The 14987-nt window shown below is 39.8% G+C and carries 15 protein-coding genes; 7 read left to right on the top strand and 8 right to left on the bottom strand.

Annotated features, from left to right (window positions below; all coding sequences use genetic code 11):
- The first annotated feature begins 28 nt into the window (after positions 1-28).
- On the top strand, positions 29-1099 hold the full coding sequence (locus tag AB3U99_RS22025; RefSeq protein ID WP_400243883.1) for a hypothetical protein: 1071 nt from the start codon (positions 29-31) through the stop codon (positions 1097-1099).
- Positions 1100-1467: 368 nt separating this feature from the next.
- Here AB3U99_RS22025 and AB3U99_RS22030 read toward each other — a convergent pair whose 3' ends face one another.
- Both AB3U99_RS22030 and AB3U99_RS22035 read right to left on the bottom strand, forming a co-directional pair.
- Positions 1468-2418 (bottom strand): NERD domain-containing protein, encoded by a 951-nt coding sequence (locus tag AB3U99_RS22030; protein WP_400243884.1) that lies wholly within the window; start codon positions 2416-2418, stop codon positions 1468-1470.
- 748 nt (positions 2419-3166) lie between these two features.
- A complete protein-coding gene (locus tag AB3U99_RS22035) occupies positions 3167-4009 on the bottom strand; it encodes an aldo/keto reductase (RefSeq protein ID WP_400248149.1) in 843 nt (280 codons plus the stop codon).
- 209 nt (positions 4010-4218) lie between these two features.
- On the opposite strand from AB3U99_RS22035, the gene AB3U99_RS22040 reads away from it, so the two are divergent.
- Positions 4219-4509: an AbrB/MazE/SpoVT family DNA-binding domain-containing protein gene (locus tag AB3U99_RS22040; protein ID WP_400243885.1), complete on the top strand. Its 291-nt coding sequence runs from the start codon at positions 4219-4221 to the stop codon at positions 4507-4509.
- A 74-nt stretch (positions 4510-4583) separates the two neighbouring features.
- Here the strand turns inward: AB3U99_RS22040 and AB3U99_RS22045 are convergent, their stop codons facing one another.
- From AB3U99_RS22045 to AB3U99_RS22055, 3 genes are read right to left on the bottom strand one after another with little or no spacing between them, the layout of a single operon-like run.
- Positions 4584-4904, bottom strand: a complete 321-nt coding sequence (locus tag AB3U99_RS22045; RefSeq protein WP_400243886.1) for a YnfA family protein — start codon at positions 4902-4904, stop codon at positions 4584-4586.
- A 54-nt stretch (positions 4905-4958) separates the two neighbouring features.
- Complete coding sequence (locus AB3U99_RS22050) at positions 4959-5429, bottom strand: CBO0543 family protein (protein ID WP_400243887.1); 471 nt, start codon at positions 5427-5429, stop codon at positions 4959-4961.
- 58 nt (positions 5430-5487) lie between these two features.
- A complete protein-coding gene (locus tag AB3U99_RS22055) occupies positions 5488-6054 on the bottom strand; it encodes a CBO0543 family protein (protein ID WP_400243888.1) in 567 nt (188 codons plus the stop codon).
- Between the two features lie 156 nt (positions 6055-6210).
- Between AB3U99_RS22055 and AB3U99_RS22060 the strand changes: the two genes are divergently transcribed.
- The 4 genes from AB3U99_RS22060 to AB3U99_RS22075 all read left to right on the top strand — a co-directional run bounded on the left by AB3U99_RS22060 (position 6211) and on the right by AB3U99_RS22075 (position 10421).
- On the top strand, positions 6211-7113 hold the full coding sequence (locus tag AB3U99_RS22060; protein ID WP_400243889.1) for an HD-GYP domain-containing protein: 903 nt from the start codon (positions 6211-6213) through the stop codon (positions 7111-7113).
- A 216-nt stretch (positions 7114-7329) separates the two neighbouring features.
- On the top strand, positions 7330-7782 hold the full coding sequence (locus AB3U99_RS22065; protein WP_400243890.1) for a MarR family winged helix-turn-helix transcriptional regulator: 453 nt from the start codon (positions 7330-7332) through the stop codon (positions 7780-7782).
- The gene (locus AB3U99_RS22070; protein ID WP_400243891.1) at positions 7779-8429 is read left to right on the top strand and encodes an HlyD family secretion protein; all 651 of its coding nucleotides are present in this window, start codon (positions 7779-7781) and stop codon (positions 8427-8429) included. The genes AB3U99_RS22065 and AB3U99_RS22070 overlap by 4 nt, the downstream gene beginning before the upstream one ends.
- 9 nt (positions 8430-8438) lie before the next feature.
- Complete coding sequence (locus AB3U99_RS22075) at positions 8439-10421, top strand: DHA2 family efflux MFS transporter permease subunit (RefSeq protein ID WP_400243892.1); 1983 nt, start codon at positions 8439-8441, stop codon at positions 10419-10421.
- A 1073-nt stretch (positions 10422-11494) separates the two neighbouring features.
- Here the strand turns inward: AB3U99_RS22075 and AB3U99_RS22080 are convergent.
- Together AB3U99_RS22080 and AB3U99_RS22085 are read right to left on the bottom strand one after the other, a co-directional pair.
- Positions 11495-12472 (bottom strand): Gfo/Idh/MocA family protein, encoded by a 978-nt coding sequence (locus AB3U99_RS22080; protein ID WP_400248150.1) that lies wholly within the window; start codon positions 12470-12472, stop codon positions 11495-11497.
- Between the two features lie 78 nt (positions 12473-12550).
- Entirely contained in the window at positions 12551-13459 is a 909-nt protein-coding gene (locus tag AB3U99_RS22085; RefSeq protein WP_400243893.1) for a glycoside hydrolase domain-containing protein, read from the bottom strand.
- Positions 13460-13629: 170 nt separating this feature from the next.
- Here AB3U99_RS22085 and AB3U99_RS22090 point away from each other — a divergent pair, with 170 nt between their 5' ends.
- A complete protein-coding gene (locus tag AB3U99_RS22090; RefSeq protein WP_400243894.1) occupies positions 13630-13806 on the top strand; it encodes a hypothetical protein in 177 nt (58 codons plus the stop codon).
- A 57-nt stretch (positions 13807-13863) separates the two neighbouring features.
- On the opposite strand, the gene mgrA is transcribed toward AB3U99_RS22090, so the two are convergent.
- Positions 13864-14853: an L-glyceraldehyde 3-phosphate reductase gene (mgrA, locus tag AB3U99_RS22095; RefSeq protein WP_400248151.1), complete on the bottom strand. Its 990-nt coding sequence runs from the start codon at positions 14851-14853 to the stop codon at positions 13864-13866.
- Between the last annotated feature and the right edge of the window lie 134 nt (positions 14854-14987).

The raw sequence follows: 14987 nt of genomic DNA on the forward strand, positions 1-14987 counted from the left end.
TAGATTAATTTGGGATGGGAGTTATGGCATGAAGAAATTTCTTTCTACGCTTGTTATGGTTGTGATTGGCGCGGCATTTGGCGGTGTGCTGTCTCTTGTTATTTTATCAGGGGATGTAAGTGTTGCTAGTGTTGTTATTGGGGTCGGTTGTTTAATTGTATTTTATGTTTTGCATATTATTTTACATGAAGCGGGACATCTTCTTTTTGGAAAAATAACTGGCTATTCTCTCGTTTCGTTTCGAATTTTTTCATGGATGGTTGTGGCGACAGAGAATGGCTTGGAGCGAAAAAAGCTGTATGCGCCAGGGACGCTTGGGCAATGTTTAATGGCTCCGCCGGCCTATGAGGAAGGGAAGTATCCGTTTAAGCTGTATTTATGTGGTGGGGTAATCATCAATTTTCTTGCAAGTGCTGTGGTTGGGCTAGTTGCTTGGATGGCAGGAGAATTACCTTTAGCTGCAAGTGTGTTTATTCTCCTTGGGGTGTTTATCGGATTAACGAATATTATTCCCTTTAGCTTTAATGATGGCATGACATTAAAAATGGCTTGGAATCGGGGGAGTAAGCAATGGCAGCTGTTTTCCCAGTTTTATATCAATGCCCAAACTTCCAATGGTGTTTCTTATCAGGAGCTGCCAGATGAATTTTTTGCGTTGCCCGCAGGTGATAATGGTCGCGATTATTTTTCCCAATGGACTCTCTGTATGCAACTCGCTCGGGCAATGGATCGCCTTGATTTTGAAGAGGCAAAAAGGATTAATGATTTGTTGTGGGAAAGAAAAGAGCAGCTTATTGCCCTTTACCGAGTCGAGATTGCAAAGGAACGATTGTTTTTGTTGGCTGTTTTGGAGGGGAATAAGGAAGAAATTCGTTCCATTTATGCGTCGAAGGAAGTTAAACGGTTTTTGGCAATGAAACAGATGAGTAATAAGCGGATTGCTGCTGCATATGCGTTGTATGTGGACGGGGACCGGGATAAGGCGGTTGGGCTTTGTGAAGAGGGTGTGGCGCTGGAGGCTTATAATCCGAATGCGACTGATGTTGTGTTGGAGAAGAAGTTGATGGGGGTTTTGTTGGGGTTGGGTGATGTGGCCTGAGTTGGGGTTTGGATCATTTCCGCGCTGGGTTGGATCATATAGTTGGGGTTTGGATCATTTCGGCAATATTTACATCTTGACTATTTCAGCTCCCATATAAATAAGATTAATTTCTTTATAGTTTAACTCCAAAAGAGTCATTTTCATTCCTCTCCTATTGTTTTTTCGTGGTGATTAAACAATTGGGTTTAAGAAGGGGAAAAATGACTCTTTTTTTAATTCATGGTCGCTTTCTTTCTGCTTTGGATCATATCCGTTCTACTTTGGACAATATATCTGTTTTTTGGATCATATCTGCTCTGCTTTGGACAATATAATTGATTTTTGGATCATATCCACATTTTCACTACTATTCTCCTCTCGCGAAGTCATGGTTTATAATACACTCTGCCTTTATTTTTCCCTTTACTTGGTAAATTCATTTTCACTAGCATTTTGGAGGCAATTCCACTGGAGGAAAGATGGGTGAATTTACGAAATTCTTTATTGGTGATGGTGGGTTTTATTAATGAAAAGTAATCTAGCACGGATTTTTGATGAGCCTTTGCGTCATAGGTGTTACAGTGTGGGCAATACCATTTTCGCTTTTGACGAATCATTGCTAATTTTCCACATGTGGGGCATTGGACTCCTGTTATTAGCTCGTTTGCTTGTATTCCATATTTTTTAAGTAAATCAACGGTTTCTGGTGTGTTATGTTTTAAGAGGTTTTTGGATATTTTGAGGAGCGTTTTTCTATCAATCGCAGGCGTTTTAAATTTCGCAGAGAGCTTATCCCATTTTTCTAAAAAACTGTGTCCGTGGATGACTTTGTCTTTCATAGCAGGATATCCTCTTATTATGGTGGATGGATTGCTGAAAACAACTAAAAAATCGCTAGGAATTGGTGGGAGGTTGTGCCGCTTGAGATAAATTTGTAATTGACGCTGGTGCCTTTTTGCTTGGGAAATTGGATCAGAATAGCCTTGTTCCTTTCCATTTGCTTTACGAATCATTTGATCATACTCGGGATCAAACGTGACTTCACCGAAATAATTTTTGCATTCTACAATGAGGGCAAGCCTTTGCGTAAGAATGAGATAGTCTATCTGAAAATAGGTTTTTCCATCATAAAGGCGAAGATTATGAATAAGGAGGCAATCTTTTTCCGGCAGAAACTGTAAATAATACTTTAACTCTCTCTCGCCACGATAACCAGCCGATAAAGTTCTCAAGTCTTCTATTATATTTGGCCGCATTTTATACGTTTCTTTTATCCTTTTGGCCAGTGCCTCTGTCGATAACACTCTATTATTCTTGCAAATTTCGTTTAAAAACAATTTTCCACTTCCTTTCTCTTTTTCTATTTTAATTATTCTATTTGATTGCTTGAAATTCCTTTTTTGGTGGAGGGCGGAATTTGGGTTTGTTGGATATATTTTTTTGGGTTGGTGGTTATCTACTCTGCTTTGGATCATATATTCGTTTTTTTGGATCATATCCGCGCAGGGTTGGATCATATATTCAATTTTTGGATCATATCCACTCTGCTTTGGATCATATATTCGTTTTTTCGATCATATCCACTCTGCTTTGGATCATATATTCGTTTTTTCGATCATATCCACTGCTTTGGATTATATATTTAATTTTTCGATCATATCCACTCTGCTTTGGATCATATATTCGTTTTTTCGATCATATCCACTGCTTTGGATTATATATTTAATTTTTCGATCATATCCACTCTGCTTTGGATCATATATTCAATTTTTGGATCATTTCCGCGCTGGGTTGGATCATATATTTAATTTTTGGATCATTTCCACGCTCGGTTGGATCATATGCTTAATTTTTGGATCATTTCCACGCTCGGTTGGATCATATGCTTAATTTTTGGATCATTTCCGCGCTGGGTTGGATCATATGCTTAATTTTTGGATCATTTCCACTCTGCTTTGGATCATATATTCAATTTTTGGATCATTTCCACTCTGCTTTGGATCATATATTCGTTTTTGGGATCATATCCACCCCACTCCAACCAAAAAAACCCCCCATTGCTCAACACAATAAGGGATTCTAACCTCAAAACTCCTCATAAACAGCGGGATCCTGGTCTGCAATCCGCCCATCATCGCGGGTTAATCCGGAAATTTGCTGTATTTGCTCTTCTGTTAACTGAAAATCGAATATTTCTAGGTTTTCTCGTTGGCGTTGTGGGGAGCTTGATTTTGGAATCGGCAGGGCTCCTAGTTGGGTGTGCCATCTTAGGATGACTTGGGATATTGTTTTTCCATGTGCTTCTGCTATTTGTTGAATGGTTTCGTTTTCTAGGACATTATTTGCTCGGCCAAGTGGGCTCCATGATTCGGTTACAATGCCGTTTTCTTTGTCGTAGGCTAGTTGCTCTTTTTGTGAAAAAAATGGATGTAGTTCTACTTGATTAATACTCGGCAATACGCCTGTTTCTTTTTTCAAGCGATCGAGATGCTCTGGTAAGAAGTTGCACACGCCGATGGAGCGAATGAGTCCCCATTTTTGTGCATCGATTAATGCTTGCCATGCTTCTACGTATAAATCTTTGTTGGGGTTTGGCCAGTGGATAAGGAATAAATCGTAATAATCTAGTTTTGTGCGGTAGAGTGATTCTTGGATGGTATAGATGGCTTTGTCGTATTGATGATGTCTTCCTGGAAGTTTGGAGGTGATGAATAAATGCTCTCTGCTTACGGTACTACGGCGAACAGCTTCTCCTACTGCCCCTTCGTTTTCGTAATTAAAAGCAGAATCTAGTAGTCGATAGCCCATATCAATTGCCGATGTCATCGCCTGAACGCCAGACGCACCTCGTAAATTATATGTACCAAGACCAATGGCAGGAATAACAAGACCATCATTTAGCGTGATTTGTGGAATAGTTGTAGACATGATTGATATCCTCCTTCTGTTCATTAGGAAAAGATTTCCTCTCCTAAAAGTATAGAGGATAGTCTATCAAAAATTCTACTGATATGCTTAGAGAATATTTGTAATAGTTCAGCAAATTTATCTTCACTTCAAAACATTTTTCTTTCATTCCCTATCCAATATGTTAAAATATTGGATATATATTAAAAAATGTATAAGGAGGGAAAAGTATGAAAAGCACAGGAATTGTTCGGAAAGTGGATGAGTTAGGTCGTATTGTTATTCCAAGAGAATTGCGAAGAACATTGGGAATTGAAATTAAAGATCCTTTGGAAATCTTTGTTGAAGGGGAAAAAATCGTTTTCCAGAAGTATAAAGCCTTTGAGGAATGTGCGATTACTGGGGAAGTCTCACCAGATAATATCACAGTCGGGAACGGGAAACTTGTGTTAAGCAAAGAAGGCGCAGAATTGTTAATGAAAGAATTAGAGACGGTCTTTGCAAATGATTCTCAGAAGTAAGCTATATAACCCCATTTATAATAGGACAATTCCCTCTCTTTTCGCTCGATAGATGGAATTGTCTTTTTTTCATGTTATTGTCTCGGCGCAAACAGCATCACGCCTACTCCTACTAGGCAAATTCCTGCACCTATCCAGTCATACAAATCAGGTGACTTTCGATCTATCCCCCATCCCCATAAAACAGAGAGAATGATAAAGATGCCTCCATACGCAGCATACACTCTTCCAAACGACATAAACGTTTGAAATGTCGCAATAATCCCATATAAAACGAGCGATATTCCGCCCAAAATCCCCCAATAATAGGACTTCCCCTCACGAAGCCATTGCCAAATGAGATAGCCTCCACCGATTTCAGCTAAACCAGCTACTATAAAAATAAGTATTGTCATGATAAACCACCCTAATATCCGGTTTTCCAATCATTATACCAAATAATAGGGTAATTAATCGCTTCTTTCCCTTTTACTTCTTTCAATCATTTTCACCGTGAATTTGTGAAAGAGCATCAGAATGACATAAAGAACAGGATACGTAAAAATGGAATAAGCTTGTTTCCATCCATTCAAATAAAAAGTTCCACTCCAAATAAAGAGGGTTTCATAAATCATTGCAATGACTCCCCAAATGAAAATATAGATTATCTTTTTACGAAGACCACTTTTATACGGAAAGTAATTTAGAAAAATGACATTAATTGCCGGATAGATTCCCCCAATATAGATCAAGCTCTCCCAATCTACCCCTATACTGAAATAGCCATATAAATCGTATTTCAAATCAAGAAAAGTATCTATTATTAGCTGAAGAAATGTGGCAAACAATGACGTTGTCAACATTTCAATAGATGTTAATCGTTTAGGAATAAAATAAGCAATAGCATTAAATAAGATTACCATAAAGATAAGAAAGAACATAAAATGACTCCTTTCTTTATTGACTTGTCCGTTCTTATCCTTGCCCAAAATGGATAAATTACTCGTATCCCTCCTGCCACTTCATAAATAATCTTGTCAATAAATACCCTCCAACATATAGGAACCAATAAATCAGAAAAATATAGAAATAATTAACCCATTTATAGGGTTCAAATAACCCGAGATTTGTTAACAATGGCTTAAAGCCAAAACCAAAAATAAGCGCTAATATTGTTGCATAAAGATAGAAGTTTTTATTATGCTTTAATGTCCATTGAAATACGAGCATAATAGCCACTGGAATAATAGCCCCATCTAGCGAGAAGCTTGGTAAGAATGGAAGAAACTGATAAGGGTAGGCCCATAAACCAAAGTGAATACCGGTTGCATCGACATAGGAGAATAACATATGCACAGCAAAACCAAAGAAACCAATTATGAATATACGCTTTCGATCAATAGAAAAAAATAGGACGATTAGTGGAATAACTAACATAAGCACTCCCACCCAAAACTGCCATGTATCCAAACCGGAGTACATACTCCAATACTCTTGTGCCTCTTTTGTATACTTCTCTTGTATGGAAACTAATCGATCAAAAAAAGAACGTTGTTGGTCATTCATCGGATCACCTCCGTAATTAATTCATTTTTTTAGTATCGACTATTTTTTAGAAAATATTTCTCTTTTCTTTCGCTTATTAAATGGGGAAAATGGGGAAAGCTTCAATTAAAAGGGGTTTCTTCCGATTGAAGTAGAAGACAGCACTGGGGGTACTTTATGCATCATCGAATATGGAATAACCCTGTTTATTTCCGGTATTTTTTCTTTATTCTCTTATTTGTTAGTGTCATATTGAATCACTATATTCTTGAAAATCACGAAAACTATTTTATCTTCTATATCCTATGTTCCGTTTCTCTAGGAATCGGCTTTTATAAAAGCCCTTTTTGGGTGATTTTCTTGCTTAATTTCTTGGTGGTTTCTTGTAGATTTTTTTTCGTCAAAGATCAATCGCCCGCTGTTTCTACCTTTGTCATCTATTTATTCACCTATTTTCTCATCACCCTTATTTCTGTTGGCTTTATGTCTAGAGTTCAAAGAGTGCTTGAAGATAATTTAGCGTTAACAAAAGTGCTCTCCAATGCGCTAGATTCAAGAGACTCCTATACTATGCACCATTCTAAAAATGTCGCAAAATACGCAATGAAAATTGCAAAGGAAATGGATTTACGCCCTTCTTTATGTGATGTCATTCATATCGGAGGACTACTTCATGATATTGGAAAAATTGGCATACCAGAGTATGTCTTAACCAAGCCCGGGAAATTAAATGAGGACGAATATGAATTAATAAAAACACATCCGATAAAAGGCAATGAAATCATTAAACACGTTAAGCAGTATAAAAATAATGGGATATTAGACATTGTTTTATACCACCATGAGCGGTTTGATGGAAAAGGATATCCAAAAGGGTTAAAAGGAGAAGAGATTCCATTAGTCGCCCGCATCGTAGCAGTAGCAGACAGCTTTGACGCAATGTCTTCCCAGCGTGTCTATCGTCGTGAGCTCCAATTAGAAGAAGTACTCTGTGAAATACGTTCAAACAAAGGAAAACAGTTCGATCCAGAAGTAGTCGATGCCTTTTTATCTTTATTTGAAGAGGAAAGAATCCATTAGTAAATAGCAGAAAAAACGAGAATCCAAAAGCATAACGATGTAGGTAGTATTGCGAGGCAAGCAATTTCCTCCGAATACTACCCTAAACATTTCCAGCATTCCCCCATTTTTATGCTATATCAAAACAATTGACTAAAATACAAAAATATGCGACAATCCAATAGTTCGTATACGAACAGTTTCTATATTAACAAAAAAGAAAGGGAGAAATTTCAGATGAACGGGTCGTTAAATAACGAATTAATTCGCTCCTATTCTCGCATTCACAAAGCCTATAACCACCTCGTACAGCTTGATGCGAAAAAATTGGATTTAACAGCGGTACAGCTTAAAACCCTGTACAGGATTTACTTTCAGCCCAATATTGGAATCGGAGAACTAGCTACGAAATTATCATTAACCAAAAGCACCGTTAGCGGAATTATCGATCGACTATCCCAAAGACAATTAATCGAACGAACCATTCCTGAAGACAATCGTCGAGTGGTAAACATCCAATTAACGGCAGAAGGAAACAAGGTAATGGAACAATATTTCGCTGGAACGTCCATCCTCGCTAACAAAGTGAGAGAAGTTATGGAGCTTTCAGAAGAAGAAATAAACAAAATACTAGAACTAAATGGGAAAATATTAGCCATTTTAAATGAATTGGAGGAGGAACAGCAATGAATAACAAACGCATGATTTTATTAAATATTATCCTTTTAGTCGTTTTAGTAGGAGGAGGATTTGCCGGTTATTACTTTTACGATCAATCGGTTTCCTATATTAAAACAGATAATGCCCAAATTGCCGGCCAACAAATCAGCATCGCTTCACCAGCTACCGGAAAATTGAAGGAATGGAAAGGCGAAACAGGAACAACTTTTAGCAAAAACCAAAAAATTGGTACTGTAGCAGTTGTAACAGAATCAGGTACAACAGATATGGATATTACCGTTCCAGAAAATAGCACCATCGTTCAATCAACTGCCGTGCCAAATACCTTTATCGCAGCAGGAACATCCCTTGCAAAAAGCTATGATTTAGAAAACCTTTGGGTTACAGCAAACGTCGACGAAACAGACATCAACAAAGTAAAAGTCGGCCAAGAAGTAGATTTATACGTAGATTCCTATCCAGATACCGTACTAACAGGTAAAGTAGACAGCCTAGGACTTGCAACAGCAGGCACCTTCTCCCTACTGCCAAGCAACAACAGCTCAGGAAACTACACAAAAGAAACACAAGTCATTCCCGTAACCATCTCCATTGACAATTACGGCGGCCTAAAACTAATTCCAGGTATGAACGTTTCCGTAAGAATTCATAAGTAGGTGATGGACATGACCACTTACATCACAAGCTATATTATCGGAAGCATACTCCTGCTACTCATCATCAATCTTTTTTTACGAAAAAAGAAAACAGTGGCGAAACAAGAAAACGTCCTAGATGATGCCAAGCGGAATAATGACATTCAGCCATCCCTTGGAAAATCGGATCTAGCTGAACCTGTAGAAGCGTCTAAGGAAGCGGATAAGTCGAAAGCTCCTTTTGAAAAAGTGGAGGCTATGGAAGAAAAGAATCTAGCTGAAATGCCGGAAGCTAATAAACCGAATGCCACTTTTGAACAGGTAGAGGCTATGGGAGAAGAGGATCTAGCTGAAATGCCGGAAACCACTAAAGCGAAGTCTCCTTTTGAAAAGGTGGAGGCTATGGAAGAAAAGGACGCATCCGAAGAGGCAGAACGTTCTGCGGAATCCAATAAACCGAAAGCTCCTTATAAACCATTGGAAACTGCCGAAGAAATCAACCGCGGCAAAGTAATCGTCGCCCTTATGCTCGGCGCATTTGTCGCAATTCTTAATCAGACTTTACTAAATGTGGCCATTCCACATATTATGAATGATTTAAATGTATCGACAAGCACTGTCCAATGGCTATCCACTGGATATATGCTGACAAATGGAGTGTTTATCCCAATCACCCCATTTTTGATTAATAAACTAGGAACAAGGAAATTGCTTATTGCAGCGATTTCTGCTTTTACCATCGGTTCGATTGTGTGCGCCACCTCTGTTGGATTTTCGATGCTCTTAATTGGACGCATCATTCAAGCAGCAGGAGCAGGTTTATTAATGCCACTTTTGATGACCGTCTTTTTAATTATTTTCCCACCAGAAAAACGCGGAACAGCGATGGGGATTATGGGTGTTGTGATGATTTTCGCTCCTGCCATCGGTCCAACTTTATCAGGCTGGTTAATAGGTCATTATTCTTGGAGAGTATTATTCGAGCTTGTTATTCCAATTGGCATCCTCGATTTAATTATCGCCCTTGCATGGATGAAGGATGTAACAAAAGTTTCGAATCCAGTCTTTGATACGATTGGCTTTATCACTTGTACCGTCGGCCTAGGGTCCTTGCTTTACGGATTCAGTGAAGCAGGAAATAATGGCTGGGACAGCAGCGTTGTTGTTCTTTCTCTAATTATTGGCGTTATATTCTTATGCCTATTCGTCTGGAGAGAACTTACAACCGAAGCGCCTATGGTTGACTTGCGTGTATTCAAATATAGTATCTTTACCTTAACAACCTTAATAAGCATGATTGTCAATATGGCCATGTTCGCAGCAATGCTGCTTCTACCTATTTACTTACAAAATATCCGTGGCTTCACGGCACTGGATTCTGGATTATTAATGTTGCCAGGTGCAATCATCATGGGAATCATGTCCCCGATTGCTGGAAAGCTATTTGACCGATTTGGCGCAAGACCACTCGCGATCATCGGCCTAATTATCACGGTACTCACTACATGGGGATTCACGCAATTAACGATGCAAACATCCTATTCCCATTTAATGATGCTCTATATTTTCCGGATGTTTGGTATGTCCTTTATTATGATGACGGTTATGACAGAAGGTATGAATCAGTTACCATTAAGCTTAACAAGCCACGGTACCGCCGTATCCAACACAACAAGAACCGTTGCCGGAAGTATCGGTACTGCCTTCTTGATCACAGTCATGACAAATCGTACAGCATTTCATTTAGATAACTATAACAACATTATCTCTTCTGCAAATCCGTATATTGCAGAGAAGTTTGCTCAGCTTGGTCAAGGTTTAGCAGGGCTTACCGGATTACCAACAGGGGCTGGCCAAACCCTAGCTATTTCCACTATTTATGGAAAAGCAGCACAAGCATCTACGATTAGCGGCATTAACGATGCATTTATCGTGGCAACGATTATTGCTAGTGTTGCGTTGGTTCTTTCTCTGTTTATCCGTAGAGCCACAACCAGTTCTAAAGATAGTTAATAAAGGCAGTATTTCCATCCCAGAGCATAGTAGTTGCTCTGGGATTTTTTTGGTGGGGATGGGGGATGTGGAATGGGGGGTTCATTGCTTTGATGAACATCTCTTTTTCTTGCTTTCGGGCACAGAGACGGCTCCTCTGTTACCTTTTCCTCTTCTTTTTCTTGCTTTCGGGCACAGAGACGGCTTCTCTGTTACCTTCTCCTCTTCTTTTTCTTGCTTTCGGGCACAGAGACGGCTTCTCTGTTACCTTTTCCTCTTCTTTTTCTTGCTTTCGGGCACAGAGACGGCTTCTCTGTTACCTTCTCCTCTTCTTTTCCTTGCTCTCGGGCACAGAGACGGCTTCTCTGTTACCTTCTCCTCTTCTTTTCCTTGCTCTCGGGCACAGAGACGGCTTCTCTGTTACCTTCTCCTCTTCTTTTTCTGCTCTCGGGCACAGAGACGGCTCCTCTGTTACCTTCTCCTCTTCTTTTCCTTGCTCTCGGGCACAGAGACGGCTCCTCTGTTACCTTCTCCTCTTCTTTTTCTTGCTCTCGGGCACAGAGACGGCTCCTCTGTTACCTTCTCCTCTTCTTTTTCTTGCTTTCGGGCACAGAGACGGCTTCTCTGTTACCTTCTCCTCTTCTTTTCCTTGCTTTCGGGCACAGAGACGGCTTCTCTGTTACCTTCTCCTCTTCTTTTCCTTGCTCTCGGGCACAGAGACGGCTTCTCTGTTACCTTCTCCTCTTCTTTTTCTTGCTTTCGGGCACAGAGACGGCTTCTCTGTTACCTTTTCCTCTTCTTTTCCTTGCTCTCGGGCACAGAGACGGCTCCTCTGTTACCTTCTCCTCTTCTTTTTCTTGCTCTCGGGCACAGAGACGGCTTCTCTGTTACCTTCTCCTCTTCTTTTCCTTGCTCTCGGGCACAGAGACGGCTTCTCTGTTACCCTCAAACCGGCTTTTTAGACTCTTCTTCCATCAAAACCCCATCTTTCAAATTCATCTAATAACTTCAGCAGTTCTCCCCCATACTCTTTCACACTTCCCCCCACAAAAAAAGAAACACTCCCCAAAAGAAATGTTTCTCTCCCAGTTTTATTATTGATAATACCCTTTTATCAGCTGGTCCATTACCCAATTTGTTCTTGCTCCACTTTCACCTGTGCTAGGGCTAGTTCCTTTTCCAGTTAACTCATCTACCATCAATTGAATCAGATGCTGTTGGATGTGGCGGGGATTTTCGATGACCCACTCTTCCGTTGCCCCCACAGTTGTTAAGGTTATTGGGCCGTTTCCAAAGGTTGCGAAGGTAAGTTTGCCTTTGCTTCCGACGATTTCGTTTTCGTCGATATGGTCGTGGGCGCTGAAACACCAAGTGCCTGTCCCATGAATGCCTGACTCAAATAGGTAGGTGCCGGTTACGATATCTTCTGCTTGGTAGCTCCCATTTTGATTCGATGCGAACCCTTTTGCTTCTTTAATTGGTCCAAACAAGAAATCAAGAATATCCAATGTATGACTAGCTAGATCAAGGAAAAGTCCACCGCCAGCGAGCTCGGGCTGCACTCTCCATGCTTGATCGTCATTTAGCGGAGGCTGATATTGAATCGTCCGCACAAATCGAATATCACCTAATACGCCGCTGTCGATGATCTCTTTTATTTTCAAAAAACGAGGAAGTGCTCGTCGATAATAGGCTACAAATAAAGGGACTTCTGCTTGTTTACATACTTCAATCATCTCAAGGCATTCCTGATAATTTCTTGCCATCGGTTTTTCCACATACACCGGTTTGCCTGCTTTAGCCGCAAGAATGGTGTATTCCTTATGAAAACCTGGAGGGGTAGCGATATAAACAGCGTCAACTTCTGGATCATTAATCAGAGCTACGGCATCGTCATACCATTTTGGAACGTTATGGCGCTTGGCATAATCCTTGGCTAATTCGCCATTTCTTCTCATTACCGCCACTAGCTTCGAATTTTCCGCTCGTTGAAAGCCTGGTCCGCTCTTGACCTCTGTTACATCTCCACAGCCAATAATTCCCCATCGAACTTCCTTTTCAAATAATTTCATCTTTGTATTCACCTCGCTTATTCATTCGCTCTTCCCTCTTGAAAACCCTTTATTATTAATAAAATTTGTCTAGTCAAATCAGATTTTTATCACTTGTCCTGCATAGATAAGATTAATATTCTTAATCTGCGGATTCTTTGCTTGGATTGCGTGAATGGTGGTACTATAGGTTTTCGCAATTTTCGTTAAGGTTTCGCCACTTGATACAATATGTATCGTTTCTTGGTGGGGATTAATCCAAGATCCAGGTTTTCCTTCCGCTTTCGTGACATTTATCATTCCTTGGGATGTATTAAAAATAGAATAGGCTCCCGGCTTGACGGTTCCCTTTTGATTTTTGCCAGCTTTGGCATCTGCTGCTGTCATAAAAGCGCCTGTTTCCTGCTGAACGGTATACTCACTGATCTTTGCAGTTTCCGCGCCCCAATGTCCTGGACTTTGCATAATCCGATTGCGATCGATATTGACGCCTTCAATGATAATATTATTTTCGTGCTGATACATATGAATAAATGGGGCAACCTCTCCCCGGGACCATGCATAGGTTTGCCAAAAATAATCGGCATCGTTCTTCATCGCATACATCACTGCATAAGATCCATAGATCCCTACCTTGTAGGACGTCAGCTGCTTTTTCACGGCTAAAAAATAGGTTTGGATAATCGACATTTGCTTACCTGTCATATCACAATCGACGGCAAAATAGATTGCTGTTCCTTCTGGTTGGCCGACTGCTTTCGCCCATTTTTCTGCGTCTATTCCATCTGCTATTCCTTGCTTTTCAGTAAAATAAGAAAGTTTATTGGCGCTTTTTTGAAAAATACTAATTAGCTTGATCCCAGTTTTTTGGATGATCTCCGCCTCTTTTTTATCAAATGACTTCCAGCTATCACCTAAATATCGCGCCGCATATTCAAAGCCTGCCCTCTTTAAATCCCTCGCCATTTTCTCTGTTAATTTCGTCGCACAATCAAATCCTAGTGTCATATCAACAACTCCTTTTTTCTTTCATATAGAAAAAAAGCTAGCAATGGGACAGGAAAGGAGCTAACTTTTTCCTATTTTATATAAAAGATATTCCGTATTGCTATTCCATATAAGCAATTGAATAAGAATTACCCATTCTTATCAAACTAAAGAAAAAAAGGGTGATTTTTATGACCAACTTGTTGAACATGTTGCTGACAAACTTATTTTCTTCCTATTTACTCCATCGTAATTTGCATTGGCACCGTAAGCTTGTCGTGCTCGCTATTCCTTTATTTATGCTTTTCATGATTGTGCAGGCTGAGTACATCGTTGCCCGTTTGAAAAAGAATACCCTTCATTTATAAATCATTTTACAAAAAACACCACAACCATGGAAAAGTTGTAGTGTTTTCTTTTGCTTCTTATCCCTTTAATACACGATCAATTGCGGCAAGCTCTTCTTCGCTGAAGTGAATGTTGTCTAACGCTTTGACATTATCTTCAATTTGACTAACTTTACTTGCACCGATAAGAACACTTGTCACGATACCATCGCGAAGGATCCAAGCAACAGCCATTTCCGCAAGTGTCTGCCCGCGGTCCTTTGCAATATTGTTTAGTGCTTTTACTTTTTCAATCGTCTGCTCCACATTCTCTTTATGTAGCCAACGTCCTGTTTCTCGATTTGCCCGTGAATCCTCTGGAATGCCGTTCAAATAGCGATCTGTCAATAGACCTTGTGCAAGTGGACTAAACGCAATTGCTCCAAGCTGCTTTTCAACTAGTACATCCTTCAAGCCATCTTCAATCCCGCGATTAAACATGCTGTAGGATGGTTGGTGAATAATAAATGGCGTTTTTTTCGCTTCAAAAATTTCTGCCATTTCTCTTGTTTGCTCTGGGGTATAGTTAGAAACCCCAACATACAGCGCCTTTCCTTGACGTACTAATAAATCCAAAGCCTCTGCTGTTTCCTCTAATGGCGTTTCTGTATCTGGACGATGGTGGTAATAAATATCTACATAATCAAGCCCCATACGCTTTAAGCTTTGGTCAAGACTGGATACTAAATACTTTTTCGAACCTCCATCCCCATAAGGACCTTTCCACATTGGATAACCAGCTTTTGTTGAAATGATGAGTTCATCCCGATAAGGCTTCATATCCTTTTCCAAGATTTTCGCAAAATTCTCCTCCGCACTACCAGCTGGGGGACCATAGTTATTCGCCAAATCAAAATGAGTAATCCCTAAGTCAAAAGCTCTTCTCACTAAGGCACGCATATTTTCAAAGAAATCCACCTCCCCGAAATTATGCCAAAGCCCTAAAGATAGCGCCGATAATTTCAAGCCACTTTTTCCAACACGATTGTACATCATCTTTTCATATCTATTTTCATCTGCAATATACATGGTTTCCCTCTTTTCTCCTTTTTTATCGTTTACTAACATTATTTATGTACTTCTTTCTTGGTGTATGGGATGAACGATTTGCGAGACTTTATGGTGATTCTTATGTTGATAAGCTCTTTTTTTGTGTGCGAATG

The organism is Niallia tiangongensis (genome assembly GCF_044704065.1).
GTDB classification, from domain to species: domain Bacteria; phylum Bacillota; class Bacilli; order Bacillales; family Cytobacillaceae; genus Niallia; species Niallia tiangongensis.

What these genes read in the sequence shown, in the direction of transcription:
- AB3U99_RS22025 (WP_400243883.1), top strand. Translation starts at nt 29, where the DNA reads ATGAAGAAATTTCTTTCTACGCTTGTTATGGTTGTGATTGGCGCGGCA.
- AB3U99_RS22035 (WP_400248149.1), bottom strand. Translation starts at nt 4,009, where the DNA reads ATGTCTACAACTATTCCACAAATCACGCTAAATGATGGTCTTGTTATT.
- AB3U99_RS22040 (WP_400243885.1), top strand. Translation starts at nt 4,219, where the DNA reads ATGAAAAGCACAGGAATTGTTCGGAAAGTGGATGAGTTAGGTCGTATT.
- AB3U99_RS22045 (WP_400243886.1), bottom strand. Translation starts at nt 4,904, where the DNA reads ATGACAATACTTATTTTTATAGTAGCTGGTTTAGCTGAAATCGGTGGA.
- AB3U99_RS22050 (WP_400243887.1), bottom strand. Translation starts at nt 5,429, where the DNA reads ATGTTCTTTCTTATCTTTATGGTAATCTTATTTAATGCTATTGCTTAT.
- AB3U99_RS22055 (WP_400243888.1), bottom strand. Translation starts at nt 6,054, where the DNA reads ATGAATGACCAACAACGTTCTTTTTTTGATCGATTAGTTTCCATACAA.
- AB3U99_RS22060 (WP_400243889.1), top strand. Translation starts at nt 6,211, where the DNA reads ATGCATCATCGAATATGGAATAACCCTGTTTATTTCCGGTATTTTTTC.
- AB3U99_RS22065 (WP_400243890.1), top strand. Translation starts at nt 7,330, where the DNA reads ATGAACGGGTCGTTAAATAACGAATTAATTCGCTCCTATTCTCGCATT.
- AB3U99_RS22070 (WP_400243891.1), top strand. Translation starts at nt 7,779, where the DNA reads ATGAATAACAAACGCATGATTTTATTAAATATTATCCTTTTAGTCGTT.
- AB3U99_RS22075 (WP_400243892.1), top strand. Translation starts at nt 8,439, where the DNA reads ATGACCACTTACATCACAAGCTATATTATCGGAAGCATACTCCTGCTA.
- AB3U99_RS22080 (WP_400248150.1), bottom strand. Translation starts at nt 12,472, where the DNA reads ATGAAATTATTTGAAAAGGAAGTTCGATGGGGAATTATTGGCTGTGGA.
- AB3U99_RS22085 (WP_400243893.1), bottom strand. Translation starts at nt 13,459, where the DNA reads ATGACACTAGGATTTGATTGTGCGACGAAATTAACAGAGAAAATGGCG.
- AB3U99_RS22090 (WP_400243894.1), top strand. Translation starts at nt 13,630, where the DNA reads ATGACCAACTTGTTGAACATGTTGCTGACAAACTTATTTTCTTCCTAT.
- mgrA (WP_400248151.1), bottom strand. Translation starts at nt 14,853, where the DNA reads ATGTATATTGCAGATGAAAATAGATATGAAAAGATGATGTACAATCGT.